16 protein-coding genes are annotated in these 21,941 nt (G+C 71.4%); 9 read left to right on the top strand and 7 right to left on the bottom strand.

Going from position 1 to position 21,941, the window contains the following annotated elements:
* Positions 1-7: 7 nt before the first annotated feature.
* Positions 8-3,655, bottom strand: a complete 3,648-nt coding sequence (locus WME75_RS21590) for a hydantoinase B/oxoprolinase family protein (protein WP_437493923.1) — start codon at positions 3,653-3,655, stop codon at positions 8-10.
* Between the two features lie 15 nt (positions 3,656-3,670).
* Complete coding sequence (locus WME75_RS21585; RefSeq protein WP_437493920.1) at positions 3,671-3,868, bottom strand: hypothetical protein; 198 nt, start codon at positions 3,866-3,868, stop codon at positions 3,671-3,673.
* 186 nt (positions 3,869-4,054) lie between these two features.
* On the opposite strand from WME75_RS21585, the gene WME75_RS21580 reads away from it, so the two are divergent.
* The 3 genes from WME75_RS21580 (at position 4,055) to WME75_RS21570 (ending at position 7,120) form a co-directional block, all read left to right on the top strand.
* Positions 4,055-4,468, top strand: a complete 414-nt coding sequence (locus WME75_RS21580; RefSeq protein ID WP_437493917.1) for a hypothetical protein — start codon at positions 4,055-4,057, stop codon at positions 4,466-4,468.
* A 153-nt stretch (positions 4,469-4,621) separates the two neighbouring features.
* Positions 4,622-5,440: a hypothetical protein gene (locus WME75_RS21575; RefSeq protein WP_437493914.1), complete on the top strand. Its 819-nt coding sequence runs from the start codon at positions 4,622-4,624 to the stop codon at positions 5,438-5,440.
* Positions 5,441-5,599: 159 nt separating this feature from the next.
* The gene (locus WME75_RS21570; RefSeq protein WP_437493911.1) at positions 5,600-7,120 is read left to right on the top strand and encodes a protein kinase domain-containing protein; all 1,521 of its coding nucleotides are present in this window, start codon (positions 5,600-5,602) and stop codon (positions 7,118-7,120) included.
* A 120-nt stretch (positions 7,121-7,240) separates the two neighbouring features.
* On the opposite strand, the gene WME75_RS21565 is transcribed toward WME75_RS21570, so the two are convergent.
* Positions 7,241-8,176 carry a LysR family transcriptional regulator gene (locus WME75_RS21565; RefSeq protein ID WP_437493908.1) on the bottom strand — a complete coding sequence of 312 codons (936 nt, stop codon included), beginning with the start codon at positions 8,174-8,176 and terminating at the stop codon, positions 7,241-7,243.
* 183 nt (positions 8,177-8,359) lie between these two features.
* On the opposite strand from WME75_RS21565, the gene WME75_RS21560 reads away from it, so the two are divergent.
* A complete protein-coding gene (locus WME75_RS21560; protein WP_437493905.1) occupies positions 8,360-9,214 on the top strand; it encodes an SDR family oxidoreductase in 855 nt (284 codons plus the stop codon).
* 67 nt (positions 9,215-9,281) lie between these two features.
* On the opposite strand, the gene WME75_RS21555 is transcribed toward WME75_RS21560, so the two are convergent.
* A complete protein-coding gene (locus WME75_RS21555) occupies positions 9,282-10,226 on the bottom strand; it encodes a bifunctional methylenetetrahydrofolate dehydrogenase/methenyltetrahydrofolate cyclohydrolase (RefSeq protein ID WP_437493902.1) in 945 nt (314 codons plus the stop codon).
* 78 nt (positions 10,227-10,304) lie between these two features.
* A complete protein-coding gene (locus tag WME75_RS21550; RefSeq protein WP_437493899.1) occupies positions 10,305-11,162 on the bottom strand; it encodes a hypothetical protein in 858 nt (285 codons plus the stop codon).
* Between the two features lie 473 nt (positions 11,163-11,635).
* Between WME75_RS21550 and WME75_RS21545 the strand changes: the two genes are divergently transcribed.
* Positions 11,636-16,567: an MG2 domain-containing protein gene (locus WME75_RS21545; protein WP_437493897.1), complete on the top strand. Its 4,932-nt coding sequence runs from the start codon at positions 11,636-11,638 to the stop codon at positions 16,565-16,567.
* A gap of 75 nt (positions 16,568-16,642) precedes the next feature.
* On the opposite strand, the gene WME75_RS21540 is transcribed toward WME75_RS21545, so the two are convergent.
* Positions 16,643-17,788, bottom strand: coding sequence for an endo alpha-1,4 polygalactosaminidase (locus WME75_RS21540; protein WP_437493894.1), 1,146 nt, complete (start codon positions 17,786-17,788; stop codon positions 16,643-16,645).
* A gap of 305 nt (positions 17,789-18,093) precedes the next feature.
* On the opposite strand from WME75_RS21540, the gene WME75_RS21535 reads away from it, so the two are divergent.
* From WME75_RS21535 to WME75_RS21520, 4 genes are all read left to right on the top strand, one after another.
* On the top strand, positions 18,094-19,503 hold the full coding sequence (locus tag WME75_RS21535) for a sigma 54-interacting transcriptional regulator (RefSeq protein ID WP_437493891.1): 1,410 nt from the start codon (positions 18,094-18,096) through the stop codon (positions 19,501-19,503).
* Between the two features lie 67 nt (positions 19,504-19,570).
* A complete protein-coding gene (locus tag WME75_RS21530) occupies positions 19,571-20,122 on the top strand; it encodes an acyltransferase (RefSeq protein WP_437493889.1) in 552 nt (183 codons plus the stop codon).
* The gene (locus tag WME75_RS21525) at positions 20,119-21,252 is read left to right on the top strand and encodes a glycosyltransferase family 4 protein (RefSeq protein ID WP_437493886.1); all 1,134 of its coding nucleotides are present in this window, start codon (positions 20,119-20,121) and stop codon (positions 21,250-21,252) included. Before WME75_RS21530 ends, WME75_RS21525 begins: the two co-directional genes overlap by 4 nt.
* Before the next feature lie 131 nt (positions 21,253-21,383).
* On the top strand, positions 21,384-21,608 hold the full coding sequence (locus WME75_RS21520; RefSeq protein WP_437493883.1) for a DUF2188 domain-containing protein: 225 nt from the start codon (positions 21,384-21,386) through the stop codon (positions 21,606-21,608).
* A 116-nt stretch (positions 21,609-21,724) separates the two neighbouring features.
* On the opposite strand, the gene WME75_RS21515 is transcribed toward WME75_RS21520, so the two are convergent.
* The gene (locus WME75_RS21515) at positions 21,725-21,928 is read right to left on the bottom strand and encodes a hypothetical protein (protein WP_437493880.1); all 204 of its coding nucleotides are present in this window, start codon (positions 21,926-21,928) and stop codon (positions 21,725-21,727) included.
* Between the last annotated feature and the right edge of the window lie 13 nt (positions 21,929-21,941).

The raw sequence follows: 21,941 nt of genomic DNA, 5'->3' as shown, positions 1-21,941 counted from the left end.
GCGCTCCTCATCCAGGCACGGGCGCTCCATACCCGCCGCCTCCCGGCGTCTCGATCACGAACACATCGCCGATCCCCATCTCGACCGACCCGATGTGCGCCAGCACCTCGATCGAGCCGTCCGCGCGCGCCACGAGGTTGCGCCCGGGCTCGCCCGCGCCCCCGCCGGCCACGCCGAAGGCAGCCGTCGAGCGCCCGTTGGACAGGATCGACGCCGTCATCGGCTCGAGGAAGCGCACGGCGCGCGTACCGCCGTTCCCGCCCGGAAAGCGCCCGGCGCCCCCCGAGCCCTCGCGGATCTCGTAGCGGTCGACCCGCACCGGGAACCGATGCTCCAGCACCTCCGGGTCCGTCAGGCGCGAGTTCGTCATGTGCGTCTGCACGACGCTCGTGCCCGGGAAGCCGCGCGCGCCGCCCGAGCCGAGCTCGATGCCCGCGCCCGAGCCGCCCGAGATCGTCTCGTAGTACTGGACCCTGTCGTTGCCGAACGTGAAGTTGTTCATGGTCGGCTGGCTGCTGGCCAGCACGCCGAGGGCGCCGTACAGCGCGTTGGTCACGCAGGTCGACACCTCCACGTTGCCGGCCACCACCGCGGCCGGCGGGCGCGGGCTCAGCATCGAGCCCTCGGGGACGACGACCTCGATGGGCTTCAGGCAACCGGCGTTGAGCGGGATGTCGTCGTCCACGAGCGTGCGGAAGACGTAGAGCACGGCGGCCAGGGTCACCGCGCGGGGCGCGTTGAAGTTATTGTCCATCTGCGCCGACGTGCCGGTGAAGTCCACCACCGCCGAGCGGCGCGCGCGGTCGATCCGGACGGCGACCGCGATCGTCGCGCCGTTGTCGAGCGGCAGCGTGAAGCGCCCGTCGCGGAGGAGCGCCGGGTCGAGCCGCGCGATCGCGAGGCGCACGCTCTCCTCGGCGTTGTCCTGCACGTGCTTCATGTACGCCTGCACGGTGTCGAGCCCGAACTGGGCCACCATCGCGCAGAGCTCCTGCGCGCCCTTCTCGTTGGCCGCGATCTGCGCGCGCAGGTCGGCCAGGTTCTGCTGCGGGCTCCTCGCCGGGTAGGGGCCGCTGCCCAGCGCCGCGAGGATCTCGGCCTCGCGGAGCCGCCCGGCCTCGACGAGCTTCAGGTTGTCGAGCAGGACGCCCTCCTCCTCGATCGTCCTGGAGAACGGCGGCATCGAGCCCGGGGTGATGCCGCCGATGTCGGCGTGGTGGCCGCGCGAGGCCACGTAGAACAGCACGCGGGCGCCCTGCTCGTTCCATACCGGCGTGACCACCGTCACGTCGGGCAGGTGCGTGCCGCCGTGGTAGGGGTCGTTGAGCACGACCACGTCCCCGGGCTTCATCCCGGGATTGCGCGCGATCACGGTCCTGATCGACTCGCCCATCGAGCCCAGGTGCACCGGCATGTGCGGCGCGTTCGCGATCAGGCTGCCCTCGGCGTCGAACAGCGCGCAGGAGAAGTCGAGCCGCTCCTTGATGTTGACCGAGTGCGCGGTGTTCTGCAGGCGGAGCCCCATCTGCTCGGCGATGTTCATGAACAGGTTGTTGAACACCTCCAGCATCACCGGGTCGACCGCGGTGCCCACCGCGCGGCGCTCGGGGCGCGGCGACGCCCGGGTGAGCACCATGTGACCGAGCGCGGTGATCTCGGCCTGCCAGCCGGGCTCGATCACGGTCGTGGCGTTGGCCTCGGCGACGATGGCGGGGCCGTCGATCATCGCGCCGCGCTCCAGCCGCTCGCGCCGGTACAGCGCCGCGTCGCGGAAGGCGCCGTCGGAGTAAATGCGCACGCGGGCGTCGGCCTCGGGGCGGTGCGGGCGCGCCTCGGCGGGCCGCTCCTCGGCGGCGTCGCCCGGCCCGATCGCCTCCACCGAGACGCTCTCCAGGACCAGCGCCTTGTCGGGCATCAGGAAGGCGAACCGGTTGCGATAGGCCGCCTCGAAGGCGGCGCGGATCGCCTCGGCGCTGCCGTACGGCACGACGAGGGCGGTGTCGGTGCCGTCGTAGCGCACGTGGACGCGCCTTCGCTGCCGCACGCGCTCCGGCGAGAACCCTTGCCCCACGAGCTCGGCCTCCGCGTCGCCGCCGATGCGCGCGAGCGCCTCGTGCGCTGCGGCCAGGCCGGGCTCGTCGAGGCGCCGCTCCACCGCGGCCTCGCGCATCGCGTTCTGGTCGGAGAGACCCATGCCGTAGGCGGACAGGACGCCCGCGAGCGGGTGCACGAGGACGCGGCGCATGCCGAGGGCGTCGGCCACCGCGCAGGCGTGCTGGCCGCCGGCGCCCCCGAAGCACTGGAGGGTGTACCGGGTGACGTCGTAGCCGCGCGCGACCGAGATCTTCTTCACCGCGTTGGCCATGTTCGCGACGGCGATCTGCAGGAAGCCCTCGGCCAGCTGCTCCGGCGTGATCGGGCGCGACGTCTCGCGGCGCACGTCCTCGGCCATGGCCTGGAAGCGCTGCTCGACGACCTCGCGGTCGAGCGGCTCGTCGGCGCCCGGCCCGAACACGCGCGGGAAGAAGTCGGGCTGGATCTTGCCGAGCATCACGTTGGCGTCGGTGATGGCCAGCCGGCCGCCGCGGCGGTAGCACGCGGGGCCGGGGCTCGCGCCGGCCGACTCCGGGCCCACGCGCAGCCGCGCGCCGTCGAAGCCGAGGAGGGAGCCGCCGCCGGCGGCCACGGTGTGGATGCTCATCATCGGCGCGCGCATGCGCACGCCGGCCACCTGCGTCTCGAAGGCGCGCTCGAGCTCGCCCGCGTAGTGCGACACGTCGGTCGAGGTGCCGCCCATGTCGAAGCCGATGACCTTCTCGTGCCCGCCCGAGAGCGCGGTGCGCACCATGCCGACGATGCCGCCGGCCGGGCCGCTCAGGATCGCGTCCTTGCCCTGGAACCGGTGGGCGAGCGTCAGCCCGCCGCTCGACTGCATGAAGTAGAGCGGCACGCCGGGCATCTGGCTGGCCACCTGCTCGACGTAGCGGCGCAGGATGGGCGAGAGGTACGCGTCGACCACGGTGGTGTCGCCGCGCGAGACGAGCTTCATGAGCGGGCTGACCTCGTGCGAGGCGGAGACCTGGGTGAAGCCGACCTCGCGCGCCATCTCGGCCGCCCGCCGCTCGTGCGCCGTGAAGCGGTAGCCGTGCATGAACACGACGGCGCAGGCGCGGATGCCGGCCTCGAACGCCGCGTCCAGGTCGCGGCGCAGCGCCGCGACGTCGAGCGGCTCGACCCCCTCGCCGCGCGCGTCCATGCGCTCGCGCGCCTCGATCACGCGCTCGTACAGGAGGTCGTGCAGCGCGATGTGGCGGTCGAACAGGCGAGGGCGGTTCTGGTACCCGATGCGCAGCGCGTCGCGGAAGCCGCGCGTGGTCACGAGCACGGTGCGATCGCCCTTGCGCTCGAGCAGCGCGTTGGTGGCCACCGTGGTGCCCATCTTCACGCACGCGACCTTGTCGGGGGTGATGACCTGACCGGGCGGGAGGCCGAGCAGGCGGCGGATGCCCTCGACCGCTGCGTCGGCGTACTGCTCGGGGTTCTCCGACAGCAGCTTGGCGGTCGTGAGGGAGCCGTCCGGCCGTCTGGCGACGACGTCCGTGAACGTCCCGCCGCGGTCGATCCAGAACTGCCACTTGCTCGAGGTCGACGTCATGGGCTCCGCTCCTTGCTAGCGTCTCTTCAGGGGCTGCGCTCGCGCGCCGGGGGCGCGGGCGCCTGCGCCTCCGGGCTCCAGCGAGCCGGCGGCACGGGTTGCCTGGTCGTACGCGCCGGACAGCCTGCGCAGGAGCCGCACGACCTCGCCGAGCTGGTGGTGACATTTTGCCAACAAAGTGTAATCGAACGATAAGTTTTCGTTCTCGTTCATGAATCCAGCCTCGGCCCGCCGTTCGCGCCGTGCGCCGTGCGCCCGTTCGATGCGTGCGGCGCAGGCGTGCGTGCGAATGGACAGGCGAGGTCTGAATTACGGAGAGCCGCCTGAGTTGATGCGTAAAAGTGCATCGCCAAAAAGGGTGTCGGCGGTGTGCCCATGAGGCATTGTGTCGATCGACCGATGCAGACCAACACGCATGATGCGCTGTTCAAGGCCGCCTTTTCGCAGGTCGAGCACGCGGCGGGAGAGCTGCGGCAAGCGCTGTCGCCCGAGCTGTCGTCGCAGATCGATTTCGCCGAGCTGCGGCTGCAGCGGCTCCTGGCCGCGGTGGGCGAACCCTGGAAGGAGGAGATCGTGTCGGCAGCCGATCAGCTGGTGGAGCGCGGAAGACAGGAGGGGCTGCGGGAGGGGCTGCGGGAAGGCCTGCAACAGGGGAGCCGCCACATGCTGCTGAAGCTGCTCGCCGTGCGGTTCGGCGCGTTGCCCGATGCCGCCGTCGCGCGGATCAACGCCGCCGACATCGCGGAGCTCGATCGCTGGTCCGAGCGCGTGCTCACGGCGCCGACACTGGCCGGCGTGCTGAGCGAGCCCTGAGGGCACCTCTCGCCGGCTGGACGTGGCTCCGCCGCCTCACCAAGGCCTCGTGCCCGCGTACGCGCGCCTGGGAACCGGGGTTCAGCGCTGTACAACTGTTTGCACGGTGTGGTAAACGCCCGAGCAGCTCTGGAAAACAGAGAGCCTGCTCGAATGTCCAGACAGAAACCCCTTCCGCACGTCACCGCCGCCCACGCGGCGGAGCTGGCCGCGCTGCTCGGCGCGACGGATCCCGCCGCGGCGGATGAGCGCGCCGGGAGCGCGGAGAGGCACTTCGGGCGGGCACGGCAGGCGCGAGCCGCGCGACGTCAGGCGCCCGCGACGCCCGACGCCGGCCCGCACCCGCCGCCAGGCAACGCGCCGACGGCGGGGAGCGCGCGGGAGTACCTGCAGGCAGCGCCGACGCGCTCGCCGGTGCTCAACGCGTTCCTGAGCGAGCTCGGCACGGAACGCGGGGAGCTCGTGCCGCCGAACGTCCATGTCTTCGACGAGCACACCCTCGCGCCGAGGCTCGTGGAGATCGCCCGCCAGCGCGTGGTCTCGATGCTGCTCGCCGTGGGCAGGACCGACGTCGCCCTGACCCTCGCGGAGATGCCGCCGATCGCCAACGAGCGCGCCGCGCGGCTCTTCATGCGACAGGCGGTCCACGTCGGCGGCGACCTCGGCGCCATCACGCGCGACTACGCACGGCACTACAGGCGCTCGGGGGCCCCGGACCGCGACGACCAGCGCGCGGCCTGCATCATGGCGACGTTCGCCGGGCGCCTGAGCGCCATGGCGGAGAAGCTCCTCGGCCCGCACGTGCGCGCCGAGCTGCGGCGCGCGCTGGAGCCGCTGACATCGCAGGGCAGCGCTCCCACGCGGCGATCCAGGGCGAGCGAGCTCCGGGCCCCGCAGGGCGCCGGGCGCGCCGCCGCCGCGCCGGCAGCGCAGGGCGCCGCAGGCTCGACGACGCGACCGAGACGCAGGTAGGCGGCTCGCGCCGAGCGAGACAGGCGACGCCACGGCGCGCGCTCCCGGGCCGGTTCCTGTTGCGGGGGGCCCGTTCGTTTGCTTCGTTGGGTGCGAGACGCCCCGGAGCGCTGGCTCCCGGGCCCCTGGATACGTCATCCCAGCGAGAGGCCGAAGCTCATGATTTCGCTCGCAGAAGGCAGTGTCATCGCTGGAAGATACCGCCTGGAGCGGATGCTCGCGCGAGGCGGCATGGGGGCGATCTGGGTGGCCCGGCACCTCCAGCTCGACGCCGGGGTCGCGATCAAGCTCATGGCGTCCGAGTACGCGGCTTCGTCCACCGCGCGGGCGCGCTTCGAGCGCGAGGCGAGGGCCGCGGCGCAGCTCAAGATCCCGAACGTCGTCCATGTGCACGATTACGGGATCGAGGGCGACACGCCGTTCCTCGTGATGGAGCTCCTCGACGGCGAGGACCTCGAGACGCGGCTCGCGCGCGAGGGGCGCCTCTCGATGGCGGCCACGCTGAGCATCGTCACGCAGGTGTGCAAGGCCCTGCGCCGCGCGCACGAGATGGGGATCATCCACCGCGACCTCAAGCCGGCGAACCTCTTCCTCTCGCGCCAGGACGACGACGAGCTCGTGAAGGTCCTCGACTTCGGGATCGCCAAGGCCCCGGGCATGCTGCTGGCCGGCAAGGAGACGAAGACGGGCACGCTCGTCGGCTCGCCCTACTACATGAGCCCCGAGCAGGTGCGCCGGAGCAAGTCCCTCGACTGGCGCAGCGATCTCTGGTCTGTCGGCGTGATCGCCTATCGCTGCCTCACCGGCAGGCTCCCGTTCCCAGGCGAGGAGATCGGCGAGGTGTTCGTGGCCATCTGCACCGAGGACGCCCCCCTGGCGTCCAGCCTCGCGCCGGAGGTCGGGCCCGAGGTGGACAGGTTCTTCTCGCGCGCGCTCATGCGCGACCCCGAGCATCGGTTCCAGAACGCGAGCGCGCTCGCCGAGGCGCTCGGCGCGGCGGTCAGCTCGCCGGGGGCGAGGACCGGAGCCCCGGCGCCGCTGGCACCCGTGGAGGGCGCCTCTCCCGTGCTCGTCGTCCGCGGCGACGCGCCGGGAGCGAGCCCAGGCGCGATGGGAGCCCGCCCTGGAGCGCCGAGATCAGGCCCCGACGCGAGGGAGTCGGACGGCGGCGCGTTCCTGTCCACCCTTCCGGCAAGCCCATTGGACCTCCCGCGGGGCTCGCCGGGCAGCGGCGCCCCGGAGGGCGGCGCGCCGGCCTTCCAGGAGACCGCGAGCACGCTGGCGCCGGCCGGAAGCAGCGTGATGGTGCCGCCGAGCCGCGGCCGCCGCGTCTGGATCCCGCTCACCTTCGGCGCGCTCGCGATGGGGCTCGTCACCTACGCTGTTCTTCGCATCACCGCGTCGAGCGACGCCCCGACACCGCGGCTCGACTCGGCGGACTCGCCTGCTTCCGCAGCAGCGCTGTCCGCGACAGCGCCCTCCGCGGCGGCGACGGCGCCTCCTCCGCCGCCCGCCGACAGCGTCCCCGCCGCGGCGAGCGCGACGTCAGCCCCCGCCGCGCCGACCAGCGCATCCGCATCCGTGCGCGCGCCGCCTTCGCCTTCACCATCCATCAGAAAAGGCACGTCGCCACCCGCCAGGCCAAGGGCCGCTCCTGACGATCCCACCGAGCACATGTGATCTCGTCGGCTGCTCCGCGCGGCGGATGGCGGTCAGCTTCGAGGCGGAATGCGGGAATGCAGGACGAGGACATCGACGATCTTCCCGCCTTCATGCGGGCTCGCTCCGGCCGGTGAGCCGCTACCTCCCGGCGTCTGCTCCTCCCTCTCGCCGGTTGCGCAGCGCGGGGGCCATGCGCTCGCGCACGAGGTCGAGGAACACCTTGACCTTCGGCGATAGGTGCCGCGTGCCGGGATAGACGACGTGGAGCGGCACGTCGGCCGGGCTCCACTCGTCGAGCACGCGCGAGAGGCGCCCCTCGCGCACGTCCTGCTCGCAGCGCATGGCGGGTAGCATCCCGATGCCCACGCCCGCGAGCGCGATCCGGTGCAGCACCTCGAGGTTGTTCGCCGTCGCTCGCGGCGTCACGCGCACCTCCGCGCGCCGGGCGCCGCGGTCGAGCACCCACCGCGCGCCGGGCTGCTCGCCCGCGCGCGCACCGGCGGACACGAGGACGTCATGGCCCGCGAGGTCCGCCGGCGCGCGCGGGGCGCCGCGCCGCGCGAGGTACGCGGGCGCCGCCACGAGGTAGCGCGGGAGCGCCCCGAGGCGGCGCGCGACGAGCGAGGCGTCGCTGGGCGCGCCGAACCGCAGCGCCACGTCGAACCCCTCGGCGACGAGATCGACGATGCGATCGGTGCAGACCACCTCCACGCTCGCCTCGGGGTGATCGCGCAGGTACTCGGCGACCACGCCGCCGATCCACCCGAAGTGCAGCGGGGCCGTGACCCGCAAGAGCCCGCGCGGCCCGTCCTGCATCTGCGTCACGGTCCGGTCCGCGTCGTCGAGATCGGCCACGATGCGCGCGCAGCGCTCGTAGTACACCGCGCCGACGTCGGTGAGACCGAGCTTGCGCGTGGTCCGCCGGAGCAGCTGCGCCCCGAGCCGCGCCTCGAGCTCGGACACCTTCCGGCTCACCGTCGACTTCGGCATCCCGAGCTCGCGCGCAGCCCGCGTGAAGCTGCCCGCCTGGACGACCCTGGCGAAGACCGCGATCTCGTTGAGGTCGGGCAGCATCAGATTGTCCCATTCATGGAACGATCCTTCCTGAAGGTCAATACTAATCAATCCCGTGGAACAGTCCTAGGTTCTCTCCAGAACGGGTGGCTCGGCCCGGCCCGGTCGCGATCGCGATCGCGACACGACGGCTCACGCGCGACTCACGGGTTGATCCGAGGAGTCACCTGGAAGGAGACACTCATGTACCTGGTCACGGGTGCTACCGGTAATGTCGGGAAGGAAGTCGTCGAGGAGCTCCTCGCCGCCGGAGAGAAGGTTCGAGTCTTCACGCGCGACGAGCGCAAGGTGGCTCGCTGGGGAGCCAGGGTCGAGAAGGCCGTGGGGGACCTCACGCGACAGGACACGATCGCGCCGGCGCTCGACGGCGTGAGGGCGGCGTTCCTGCTGCCGGTCGCGGCGGCCGACGGCATCGATCACGTCCGAGGCTTCCTCGCGGCAGCGCAGGCGAGCGGCGCGCCCCGCATCGTCCTCCTGTCGAGCATCAGCGCCGGCGCGCCTACGGTACAGCTCGCCCGCAGCCACGCCGAGAGGGAACACCTCGTCAAGACGTCCGGGCTCCGCTGGACGTTCATCCGCCCCGGCACGTTCATGTCGAACACCTTCCAGTGGGCCCGGTCCATCCGGGCCGAGCGCGTGGTGTACAATCCGCACGGAGACGGCAAGACCGCGCCGATCGCGCCGCGCGACATCGCCGCGGTCGCCGCGCGCGCGATGATCACGGGAGAGCTCCTGGGACAGGCGCTGGAAGTGACTGGCCCCGAGCTCCTCAGCACGCCGGAACAGGTGGAGATCCTCGCGCGCGTCCTCGGCACGCCGCTGCGGCGCGTGGACGTCTCGATCGACGCCGCCAAGCGGAGGATGATCGAGGCCGGGACCCCCCCGTCGCTCGCCACGGCCGTCGGCGAGCTCATCGAGCGTATCCGCGCGGGGAACGGCGCCATGCAGACCGACACCGTCGAGCGCGTGACGGGGCGGAGACCGGTGACCTTCGAGGCGTGGGCGCGCGAGCACGCGCGGGCGTGGACCGGAGACTGACGCCGGCGAGCGCAGGCGATGACGGCTCCGCGCGGCCGCGCGCCTCACCGCCGCGAGCGCGCCGGGCTCACGCGGTCGGGTGGGTGTTCTTGTAGAGCCGCAGGCTGTTGCGGATCGCCATGGTCACCGTCATGGGCCCGACGCGCGGCACGAACACGCTCGCCTTGCTCTGGATATCGTCGCTGAAGTTCTTGATGGTGGAGAAGTTGATGCAGAGGCTGCCCTCGCGGATCTCGGCGGCCTGCACGTGGGGGAAGCTCCGCGAAGGCACGCCGGTCACCACGATGTCCGCCTGCCGCAGCGCGCTCGCCCGGTCCACCGTCGTCTCGTGCACCTCGTGCGTGCCGCCGGACGAGCTGGGGACGAACAGCAGGGGACCGTCGATGTCGAAGGAGATCACGTGCGCTCCGTCGTGCGCCATCATGCTCGCGAGCGGCCTCCCGACGACCTCGCTGCGGTTGAAGATGCACACGCTCCGGCCCTCGAGGGGCCGCTCGCCCTGGCCGAAGAAGCCGGCCGCCTCGGCCAGCTTGACGATGGCCAGCGGCGTGCAGGGCAGGATCGCCTTCTTCGTCCTCGCCTCGTCCAGGAAGCGCTGGTTCCCGTACAGGCAACGTGCCCAGAACGTGTGGAGCCCCTCGATGTCCTTGGACGGCTCGACGCTGTCCCGGAGATAGACGTCCTGCTCCGTGCCGAAGATCGGGTAATACACCATGATCCCATGCACGCCCGCGTCCTCGTTCGCCGAGCGGATGGCGGCCTCGGCGCTGAGCCGCGTGGCGTGGCGGATCTCGAAGCGGACCCCCACGTCCTCGCACGCCTTGCGCGTGTACTCCGCGTATGTATACGAAGGCCCGTGATCCGCCGCGAGCACGCCGACCAGGAACAGCGGCTCAGGCAGGGCGGCTATCTCCGCCCGGATCTCGCTTCGGAACGCCTCCGCCACCGCGGTCGGATCGAGAACTCTGGCCGTGCCCGTGTCCCGGCGCGCCGGCTTGTCGTGCGGGTCCATTTGGGCGCGGAGACGAGCACGCGCCAGCATCGCTGTCAAGGTCGAGACGGGCACCGTCGAGCGGCCCGTATCGTGAGCTCACCGTGAGGGGCGCTGCCGCTCGGCTTCCACCGCTTCCACCGCTTCCACCCCGGCCACCCCTTCCACCCCGGCCACCGCGGCCCCGGCCCCCGCGTCGACGGGCTCTCCAACGCGGCTGTCGGCGGCCTCGCCGGGGCCGCTCGTGCCGGGCACATTGAGGACCATCCCGCCCTTGTCGCGCAGCTCCTCGACGAAGTCCGCGCCGAACACCTCCTCGGGCGTGTCGCCGTCGAGCCCGCCCATGCCCGAGAGCCCCTCGAGGTCCGCGAGGTTCCCGTCACGGCGCCTGGGCGCGGGGCGCAACCGCAGGACGTCGTCCCGGGTCACCGTCAGCGCCACGACGTCCTCGCGCATCACCTCGATCCACGATGCGGGGAAGTCGGCCTCGGCGCCCGCGGGGCCGCGCACGCGGAGCCGCGAGATGTCATTGCCGGGGTCGTTCGCGCCGATGCCCACGAGCTGCACCTCGGCCTCATCGGCGGTCATCACCCGCGTCTCGGGGCCGAGCTCGACCGTATCCTCGGTGACCCCAAGGGCCTCTTCCAGCTCCTGCCTCCGCTCGGGCGGCTGCGGGACGAGCGAGGTGTCGACCCGCCCCGCCGGCTGCACCGTCGTCCGTCCGTCGTAGTACCGAGGCAGCGCCAGGAGCTCGTCTCGACCCGGCCGCAGGCGGAGCTGGCCCCCCGTCGTGCCCTGCACGAGATCCATCGATACAAGGAGCTCTTCGCTCGCCAGCGGTGAACGGAGCACCACATGGGTCAGCACGCCCCGCTCCCGGTCGACAAGGACCCGGTCGAGCACGCCCGCATCGAGGCCGCCGTCCGCGATCACAGGCATCTCGAAGTCGATCTGCATGGTTCCTCCTGAACGAAGAGCCTCGTGCTCGAGCGAGAGCCTGAGACGGTCGGGCGCCGATGTCCAGGGGAGCGCCAGCGAGCGAGGAGACCCGACAACCCTTGTCCTGGGCTGCGTCGGCGTGTTGTCAGGGAGGTCATCTATGCTGATCGCGCGAGCCCGAACCGCGATCCTGACAGGGCCGGCTCGCGGCGACTCTCCGGTGCGATCGCGAGATGGCCGCCACGCTTCATGACGAGCGCCCCCTCCGGGCGCCGTCGACCGCCGTCGCCCCCGCGAGCGCGGAGCGACCCCTCCACGAGCGCCGCGCCGGGCGCATCGCGTGAGCCAGATCCCGGGCACAAGGTGGCACATCCCCGGGACGACCCGCGTCTATTCCCGCGGATTTGCTGCTCGAGCGTCGTGGTACGCCGGGTGCAACCTGCGCGCCGGTCGCTGGAGCTGTGCCAGCGCCGTTCGGGAGGACTGGACTTATGCGCGTTCGCTTCGATGCATTCCGCCGACGCTGGAGCTCACCCCACCTGCTTGCCGCGCTGGCGCTGGCGGGCGCGTCCTCGGGGGCAGCTTGCTCCTCCGACGAGGCGCCGCAAGCGCCGTTCGGCCGCCCTGATCAGCCGCAGAACGGCACGATCGAGGTCGACGAAGCGCAGCTCAGGGGCGTGATCGAGGAGGGCGACCTGCGCCTCCGGATCCCGGTGCGCAACCTGACCGCGGGGGCGACGCGCGGCCACCTGCGCGTGACGCTCGTCGATATCGACGCGGACAGGGAACAAGGCACGACCGAGGTCGACGTGGAGATCTCGAGCGCGGCGGCGGCGACCGCGGAGGCTCGCCTGCCTGCGCCGGCCGTGAGCGCGCAGCCGGGGCTCGCGCGCTACCTCGTCCGCATCGACGACGGGTCGGAGAAGGGGCTGCTCGTGACGCGGAGCCTGCTGCGCGTCATCCCACCCTACGACGTGCAGCTCGAGGGGCCGTCGCGCGTGGTGCGCGGGCGCGCCGCGAGCTACCGCGTGCGCGCGACGGACGCCTTCACCCACCAGCCCGTGCCCGAGGTGGCCGTCGAGCTCGCCGTGGGCGAGGGGGGCGCGGCGCGGGAGCTCCGCGGGACGACCGACGCGCTGGGCGCCGCGGTGTTCGAGGTGGAGCCCGGCGAGATCGGCGCGCTCCCCGTCTCCGCGCGGGCGCTCGGCTTCGGCGTGAGCGCGGTCGTCGACGAGAGCATCACCGTCGAGGGCCCCGGCCCGAAGCTGCTCCTCACCACCGACAAGCCGCTCTACAAGCCCGGCCAGACGATCCACCTCCGCGCGCTCGCGCTCGAGCGGGGGAACAACGCGCCGCTCGTCCGCGAGGCGGTCACGTTCGAGGTGGAGGACGGCAAGGGCAACAAGATCTTCAAGAAGCCTGTCGTGACCGACGCCTTCGGCGTGGCCGCCACGACGTTCCGGATCGGATCCATCGTGAACGTCGGCGAGTTCAAGGTGCGCCTCGTGAGCGGAGAGACGACGACGGAGAAGACCGTCAACGTGGGGCAGTACGCGCTGCCGAAATTCGAGGTCGCCGTGAGGACCGACAAGCCCTGGTACAGCGCGGGCGACACGGTGACCGGCACCATCGACGCGCGCTATTTCTTCGGCAAGAACGTCGCCCGCGGCAGCGTGACCATCGAGGCGGCGTCGCTCGACGTCGGTCAGACGACGTTCCAGCGCATCCTGGGCGAGCTCGACGCCGAGGGGCACTACGGGTTCAGCCTGGCGCTGCCGCCGAGCCTCGCGGGCCTGCCGCTGGAGCAGGGCGACGCGGCCGTGACGCTCACGGTCACCGTCGCGGACACGGCAGGACAGGCGGTCACCAAGGCGATCCCGGTGAAGGTCGCCGCGGACGCGGCCTCCCTCGTCCTCGTGCCCGAGGCGCGCGAGCTCGTCCCGGGGGTCCCGAACACCCTCCTGCTCTTCGTCACGGACCCGCTCGGGGCGCCGATCCCCGATACCGACGCGGTCATCACCGCGCCGGACGGGGCGAAGCTCGCCGCGCGCACCGACGCCTTCGGCCAGGCCGCGGTGAGCTTCACCCCGCCGCTCGGCTCGGCGGCCGGCGCCTTCTCGGTCCGGGCCACGGTGGGCGATCGGGCGGTCGAGCGGGAGTTCTCGTTCGCGGCCCAGACGGGCGGCGAGCACCTGATCGTGCGCACGGACCGCGCCGTGTACGAGACCGGCGAGACGATCGAGGTCGCCATCGAGGCGAGCGAGGAGACAGGCAGCGTCTACGTCGACTGGCTCAATGACGGTCAGGCCGTCGACATGCGCTCTCTCGAGCTCGAGGGCGGGCGCGCCCGCTTCAGCATGCCCGTCGACGCCGGCCTGCTCGGCAGCAACCGGGTCGAGGCGTACCTGGTCGACGACGACGGCAACCTGGTCCGCTCGGGCCGCACCGTCTTCGCGCGGGGCGATTCGGCGCTCAGCATCGAGGTCACCGCCGACAAGCCCCTGTATGCGCCGGGAGAGACGGCGACGCTGCGGCTCTCGGTCAAGGACGACGCGGGCAACCCGAAGGTCGCCGCGGTCGGCGTCCAGGTGGTCGACCAGGCCGTCTTCGCGCTTGTCGACGCGCAGCCCGGGCTGCTCCGCACCTACTTCGAGCTGGAGGACGAGTTCGCGAAGCCGAGCTACGAGATCCACGGCCCGCAAGCGAACCTCCAGAACCTCCTGTTCAGCGCGACGGCGAGCGAGGACCCCGAGCAGGCCGAGGCCGCGCAGCGCACGACCCAGGCGTCGCTCGCCGCGCTCGCCGGCACGTCGCTCACCGGCCTCCAGGCGCGCACGTGGCCCTCGGTGCTGACGGAGGTGCAGACCGAGCTCGCGCCGTTCCACGAGCGCCAGCGGGGCGCGCTCCAGCCCTGGCTCGCCGAGGCCGCGGCGAGCGCCGCGCAGGACCTCCGGGCGCTCGGATGCGAACCGAGCCAGTACTACTGCGCCGAGGGCGAGTACGTCACGCTGCTCGGGAGCCGGACGACCGAGCGCTTCCGCGCCTTCGACGTGTGGGGCAACGCGTACAAGGTGAGCTCCAGCTGGACGGGGCTCACGGTGGTCTCGTCGGGGCCCGACGAGGTGGCGCAGACCGCGGACGACGCGTCGATCGTGTTCGAGTTCGGCGCGCTCGGGGTGGAGGTGCCCGCGCAAGAGGAGTGGGCCGCCGACGGCGACAACGGCGGCTGGGCCGCCACGGGGGGCGTCGGAGCGGGCGGCGGCTCCGGAGCGGGCGGCGCCTCCGCCGAGGAGCCGGGCGGCGGCGGCGAGAGCGGGCCGCGCGTGCGGCGCGAGTTCCCCGAGACCCTGTACGTCAACCCGAGCGTGATCACGAGCTCCGACGGCACGGCGACCCTGAGCATCCCGCTCGCCGACAGCATCACCGAGTGGCGGCTCTCGGCGCTCGCGAACTCGACCGACGGCAAGCTCGGCGGCGTGCAGAGCGGCTTCAAGGTGTTCCAGGACTTCTTCGTCGACGTGAGCTTCCCGGCCACGCTCACGCGCGGCGATGAGGTCGAGTTCCCGATCGCGGTCTACAACTACCTGGAGACGCCGCAGACGGTCGATCTCAGCCTGGAGCCGGGGAACTGGTACACCGCGCTCGGCGCGACCTCCTCGAGGGTGTCGCTCGCGCCGGGCGAGGTGCTCGGCGTCCGGTTCCCCGTGCGCGTGGACACCGTGGGCGTCAACTCGCTCACGGTCACCGCGCGGGGCACCGAGGGCGCCGACGCCGTGGCCCGCACCGTGCGCGTGGTCCCGGACGGCAAGCCGTTCGCCGAGAGCCAGTCCGGCATGCTCGAGACGGGCAGCGTCGCCCACGCTCTCTCGTTCCCGGAGGGCGCGGTCACCGGCTCGAACCAGCTCTATCTCGAGATCTACCCCGCGTTCCTGTCGCAGGTCGTGAGCGGCATGGACAGCATGCTCCAGGTGCCGTCGGGCTGCTTCGAGCAGACCACCTCGACCACCTGGCCCAACGTGCTCGTCACGCAGTACATGAAGCAGACGGGCCAGATCACCCCGGAGATCCAGATGAAGGCCGAGTCGCTGATCTCGGCGGGCTACCAGCGCCTGCTCACCTTCGAGCACCCCGGCGGCGGCTTCTCGTGGTTCGGCGAGCAGGACGGGCACCCCTACCTGTCGGTCACCGCGTTCGGCGTCATGGAGTTCGCCGACATGGTCAAGGTGCACGCCGTGGACGAGGCGATGCTCGCCAGGACCGTGGCCTGGCTCGCCGGGCAGCAGAAGTCGGACGGCACGTGGGAGGGCGATCAGACCGAGTTCTTCAGCTTCCACACGGGCACGCTCCGCAACAGCGCCTTCGTGCTCTGGGCGCTCGCGAGCGCGGGGTACACGGGACCCGAGATCTCGGCGGGGCTCGCCTACGTGGGCAGGTCGGTGAAGCCGGCGACCGACGACCTGTACACGCTGGCCATCGTGGCCAACGCGCTCGCCGTGGCCGACCCCTCCGGCGCGCTGACCGACCGGGTGCTCGACGCCCTGGACGACCGCAAGACGGCCGAAGGGGACGCGTTCTTCTGGGACGACGGCGGGACGCAGACCGCGTTCTACGAGGTCGGAGACGACGCGAAGGTCACGACCACCGCGCTCGCGGCGCACGCGCTGCTCTCCGCGGACGCGCACCGGTCGAGCGCCGACGGCGGGGTGAAGTTCCTGAGCCAGTCGAAGGACCCGAACGGCAACTTCGGCTCCACGCAGGCGACGATCTGGAGCCTGCGGACCCTGCTGCTCGCCGCGAGCAAGGGGACCGAGGGCGCCACGGGGACGGTGACCGTCGCGGTCGACGGCGAGCCGACGGGCACGGTCTCTCTGCGCGACGACCAGGCCGACGTCATGACCACGGTCGACCTGACGCACCTCGCGACCGCCGGCGCGCACGAGGTCACGCTCGCCTTCGCGGGGGAGGGGAAGCTCAGCTACAACCTGGTGAGCCGCCACAACCTGCCCTGGAGCGCGGTCCCGAGCGACGGGGGCGGGCCGCTCGCGGTCAGCGTGAGCTACGACAAGACCTCGCTGTACGTGAACGACATCGTGACCGCGTCGCTGAACGTCCGGAACACGACGAGCTCGGCGCAGAACATGGTCCTCGTGACCGTCGGGCTCCCGCCCGGCTTCCAGCTCCTGACCGAGGATCTCCAGCAGTACATCGCCGCGGGCCTGCTCTCGAAGTTCGAGATCACGGGCAAGCAGCTGATCCTCTACGTGAAGGAGATCCCCGCGGGGGGCGCGGCGATCTTCGATTATCGGCTGCAGGCGACCATGCCTGTCCGGGCGGAGGACGGCGGCGCCGAGGTGCACCCGTATTACCAGCCGGAGCAGCAGAGCTTCTCCGAAGCGCAGCTCCTGCAGGTGATGGGGGAGTGAGCGGCTGAGCGGGCGAGAGGGCTGGCCGCCGGCGCGCGGCCAGCCCTCGCGCCGGCGGGGGACGGCGCGGGCGGCTCAGGGGCAGGCGATGCGCCAGGCGTCGAGATCGAGCTTCTTGATCAGCGTCGAGAGGCCGAGCGGCTTGGTGGCGGCGCAGACGGCGTCTGCCCTCGACGCGGCGACGTACTCCGCGTGGAAGACCGCCTTGCCGGCGCGGATGAACGGCGTGAGCATCTCGCACTCGTCGTACGCGTGGCACTCCTCGTTGAGCGCCCAGTCGAAGTCCCCGACGAGATCTCTCACCTGATCGAGGTCGTTCTTCAGCCCGATGGACAGCCCGCGCGCGTGCGCCTCGGCGGCCAGGAAGCGGTTGTAGTCGAGCTGCGTCGCCGCGGTCAGCGGGAAGCCGGGACGGTTTGTGTAGCCGTCGACGTTGTCGGGCTCCACGCCGTCGCAGCGCTTCGTCACGGCCAGGTCCAGCCGGGCCTTCATGACGTCGCGCACGCCGGCGCTGCGGGTGTCGAGCCACCGCTCGCCGGGCCAGCCGTCGAGCGGGTTGCCGAGCGCCGCGGCGGGGAACTCCGGCGCATCGCTGCGCCAGTCCTCGTGGCTCCCCGCGCTGAAGTAACAGACCACCTTCTTGCCGGCCGCGCGCAGGGCGTCGATCGTCGCCTGCGGGGCCTCGAAGAGATCGATATCGTACATGGCGACGTCCAGGCTGGTATCGAGGGTGCCCGTGAGCTGCCATTGCCACGTCGTCCCCGGGGCGGGCACCCAGACGCCGCCGCTGCCTGTGGAGCCGCCGCCGCTGCCTGTGGAGCCGCCGCCGCTGCCTGTGGAGCCGCCGCCGCTGCCTGTGGAGCCGCCGCTGCTGCCTGTGGAGCCGCCGCTGCTGCCTGTGGAGCCGCCGCCGCTGCCTGTGGAGCCGCCGCCGCTGCCTGTGGAGCCGCCGCCGCTGCCTGTGGAGCCGCCGCCGCTGCCTGTGGAGCCGCCGCCGCTGCCTGTGGAGCCGCCGCCGCTGCCTGTGGAGCCGCCGCCGCTGCCTGTGGAGCCGCCGCTGCCGGTGACCGCATCGCCGCTCGCCGCCGAGGCGACGTCCGCGCCGGCGCCCGGATCGGCGCCGCACCCGGCGGCGGCGAGCGTGGCGGTCAAGCACACGGCGACGTGGCGCAGCGCGCTGCGGCGCGCGAGAACGGACGCCGGACGGCTGGAATAAGTCATGGGTTCTCTCCTCGGTTCGTGCGGTTCGTGAAGCTGGGCGCACGGCGGCGCGGGGCGGCTCTCGACGCTCCGCGGTCCCCGCGATGGCTCCCGGCGACGGCGGTTTCCGCATCGTCTCCGTGCGCGCTGGAGAGGCACTGCAAGGCGAGGGCCAGCGCGCACGCTCCGCGTTCGCCCCGCGCTCTCGCGCCCGTGCCGCGCTGCGCCGTTGCTGAGCGTTGCGCAAGCGTCGTACACTTGCGCAACCTTCGAACGGCATGACGGAGCGAGATCCTCGTCGACTGGCAGCCCCTCCGTCAGGCGAGGTGCCGCCGCCCCTCGCGGCCGAGGTCGCGACCGAGCTGGAAGCCGCGGAGGGCGCGCTCGGCGGCCGGACGCCCCAGGGGCAGGCGTCGCTCATCGTCCGCGCCGCCGACGGCACGGCGCGGGTGATCGACCTGACCGAAGGCGACGTGGTCGCGATCGGCCGCGCGCCGGAGTCCGCGGTCTGCGTCGACGACCCCCGCGTGTCGCGCAACCACGCGATCGTCGCGCGGCACGGCGACGCCCTCGAGGTCGTCGACTGCGGGAGCCGCAACGGCACCTCGGTGAACGGCGCCGTCTTGCGCGACGCCGTGCGGGACCTCGCCGGCGGCGACGTGATCCGCATCGGCCCGGCCGAGATCGTCGTCGCGATCGCCGCGCCTGCGCGTCTTCCACCGTCGACGCCGCCGGGGTCCGCGCCGGTGGTGGAGGACGCGCTCTCCGGCGCCGGTTTCGTCGTCGCGGACGAGGCGATGGTGAAGGTCTTCCAGGTGGTGCAGCGCCTGGCGCGCGCCCGGACGACGGTGCTCGTCCTCGGCGAGACGGGCGCGGGCAAGGAGGTCGTCTCGGAGCAGATCCACCGCGCGAGCCCGCGCGCCGGCGGCCCGTTCGTGCAGCTCAGCTGCGCGGCGCTGCCCGAGACGCTGCTCGAGAGCGAGCTCTTCGGCCACGAGAAGGCCGCGTTCACCGGGGCGGATCGCCGCAAGATCGGCTATTTCGAGGCGGCGCAGGGCGGCACGCTGCTGCTCGACGAGATCGGCGAGCTGCCCCTCGCCATGCAGGCCAAGCTGCTGCGCGTGCTCGAGAGCCGGCGCATGGCCCGGATCGGCGGCACGCAGGAGATCGAGCTCGACGTGCGCGTCGTGTGCGCCACGCACCGGGACCTCCAGGCCGAGGTGGCGGCCGGGCGTTTCCGGCAGGATCTCTACTATCGCATCAGCACGTTCGTCCTCCGCGTGCCGCCGCTCCGCGAGCGGCGCGCCGAGATCGCGCTGCTGGCGCACCGCTTCGCGCAGCAGGTCGCCGAGCGCATGGGGGAGCGGGCGCCGCGCTTCGCGCCCGCCGCGATGCAGGTGCTCGAGGCGCACGCGTGGCCCGGCAACCTGCGCGAGCTGCGCAACGCGGTCGAGCACGCTGTCGTGCTGGCCGAGGCCGGCGTCATCGAGGTCGAGCACCTGCCGGCCGCGGTGGCCGGGGACGGCGCGGCCCCCCCGAGCGCGGGCGCGCCGGCCAGCGCGGGCGCGCCCGCGGAGGACGCGTCGATGCCGGCGCGCCTCGCCGAGCTGGAGAAGAAGAGCATCGAGGACGCGCTCGCCGCCGAGGGCAACAACCAGACGCGCGCGGCGAAGCGGCTAGGCATCTCGCGGCGCGCGCTGCTCTACAAGCTGGAAAAGTACGACCTCCGGCGGTGAGCGCGGGCGATCGAGCGCGAGGGCCCGCAGGGACGAAGGGCGGGGACGACATTCCCAGGAAACGGTCATGAGGATAGTCAAGAACTCCATCGCATACAAATCATGCTCTGTGCTGAGGCTCGCCTTCGCAAAGATGGTTCACGGGCGGAGGCTGGAGCTCGGGGGCGTGGGGATGCTCGGGGAGAGCTGCTACGTCCTCGTCTCGCCCAGGGGGACGCTCAAGCTCGGGAGGAGGGCGATCCTGGGCGACCACACGGAGCTGCAGGCGGACGGCAGCCTGACCATCGGAGACAACTTCGTCATCAACCGGTACTCCAGGGTGGTCGCGTTCGAATCCATACGCATCGGGAACAACGTGACCATCGCTCAGCACGTGGCGATCGTGGATCACGATCACAACTACACGATGGAGGGCGACCGATTGCTCCTGAAGGGGTACAGCACGTCGCCCATCGTGATCGGAGACAACGTCTGGCTCGCGGACAAATGCACCGTCTTGAGGGGGGTCACCATCGGTAGCAACGTCGTCGCTGGAGCGAACACCCTGATCAACAAGGATGTTCCATCCAACTGCGTCATCGGCGGTGTCCCGTTCAAGATCCTCAAGGAGCTCAAGTGAAGACGATCCTCCTGCTCGGCCCCGTGCTGTCCAAGCTCAAGAACGCGTACGGGGGCGGCACCGGCGGCTACACGCGCAACATGTCGGTGTACCTGAACCATTTCAGGTCCGATGAGTTCACGATCGTCCCGTGCTTTCACACCGTGAGAGGCCAGTACGACTTCGGTCCATTCACCGCTCCCGCGCGGCTTGCCAAGGACATCTCCGCCTTCATCTCCGGCCTCGTGAAGGCGAGGCCAGACGGCGTTCATATCCTCGCGCAGTACCGGGGGGCGATCCCCCGGGAGTTCGCCGTGGTGCTGATCTCCAGGATGGTCGGGAAGCCGGTCCTGTACGAGATCAAGGCAGGGGCCTTCATGCAGTGGTACAGCAGCACGAACCCTCTGTCGCGGCGCCTCACCGATTTCTGCCTGAAGAGCTCCAAGGTCGTCCTCGCCGAGGGGAGCGTGTACCTGGACTTCGTCAAGGAGACGTTCGGGAAGGAGGCGCACTATTTCCCGAACTTCATCCCGACGGAAGAGATCCCCGACGAGGTCTCCGACAAGCTGAGAGATGAAGAGCTCAAGGTCCTGTTCGTGGGGTACTGCTACAAGGACAAGGGCGTCTACGAGGTCGTCTCGGGCTGCGAGGAGGCCGCCAGGCAGGGCACCAGGATCAGCCTGACCATCATCGGGAAAGAGCACGATGATTTCACGCGGTGGATGGACTCCAAAGCCGAGCAGCCCAACCTGAAGATCCAGCGCCTTGGATTGCAGCCGCACAAGGAGGTGCTGCGGCATTTCAAGCTGAACGACATCTTCTGCTATCCCACGAGCCACAAGGGGGAAGGGCACAACAACTCCATCAACGAAGCGCTGATGATGGGGCTCGTGATCATCACCACCAAGAAGGGCTTCCTGGGGGACATCCTGAGCGATGAGAGCGCATATTTCCTGAAAGAGGTGTCCACCGGCGAGGTCGGCGAGGCGCTCAGGGCGATCGACGGGCAGAGGGAGGTTGCGACGAAGAGGTCGAGCAACGGGAGGAGGCTCTTCCAGGAGAGATTCACCAGCGAGGTCGCCTTCAAGAAGCTGAGCCGCTGCTATGACGAGCTTGTACGTCGTTCCCCGAGGGCGAAGGACGGGGGGTGAGCCGTCGCGCTCCGGCGCTCCCCTCGGCGTTCGCGCGGGGCGCAGCTCGACCGAGGGTTCGGCGAACGCGGCAGCGCCGGTCGCTTGCGGATCGCGGGCGTCGCTCTAGCTTCTGGGCGAGAGGTGACGCCATGATGAGGAAATTCGCGTATCACGTCCTGCCGGATCCCGACGGCCGGGGGTGGATCGTCGCGGTCGAGGGATACGTGGCCCACTCGCTCCCGTACGGCACGAAGGAGGAAGCGATCGAGGTGGCGGAGGGGCTCGTCCGCCGGTACCCGGGCAGTACGATCGTCGTCGACGAACAGCCCCCGCGGCTCACTCCGATCGAGCTCGAGCACCGGCTCGCGGCGTGATATCCACCCGTCCGATCTCGCGCGGCTCGGGGTGAATGTCGATGTCGCGCGGGGAAACCCATGGCCAATTCGCCTCCGTCGTCCTACCCTCGGAGCAACATGAGACTCCACAGCTTCTACTGGGTTGGATTGGCGGTATTGGCGAGCTTCGTCGGATGCAGCGACGCGGCAGACACCGAGCAGCCCCTGCCGCAGCCGGCCGGCAGCGCGGGAGGCGTCGGGGGAGACGCGGCTGGCACCGGCGGGGGCAGCACCAGCACCAGCACCACCAGCAGCAGCGGCGGCGGCGGCAGCAGCAGCAGCAGCAGCAGCAGCAGCACAGGAGTCGGAGGC

Origin of the sequence: Sorangium sp. So ce1014, assembly GCF_051521505.1 — a bacterium.
Lineage (GTDB): Bacteria > Myxococcota_A > Polyangia > Polyangiales > Polyangiaceae > Sorangium.
This window is presented reverse-complemented; position numbering and strand designations above follow the sequence as displayed.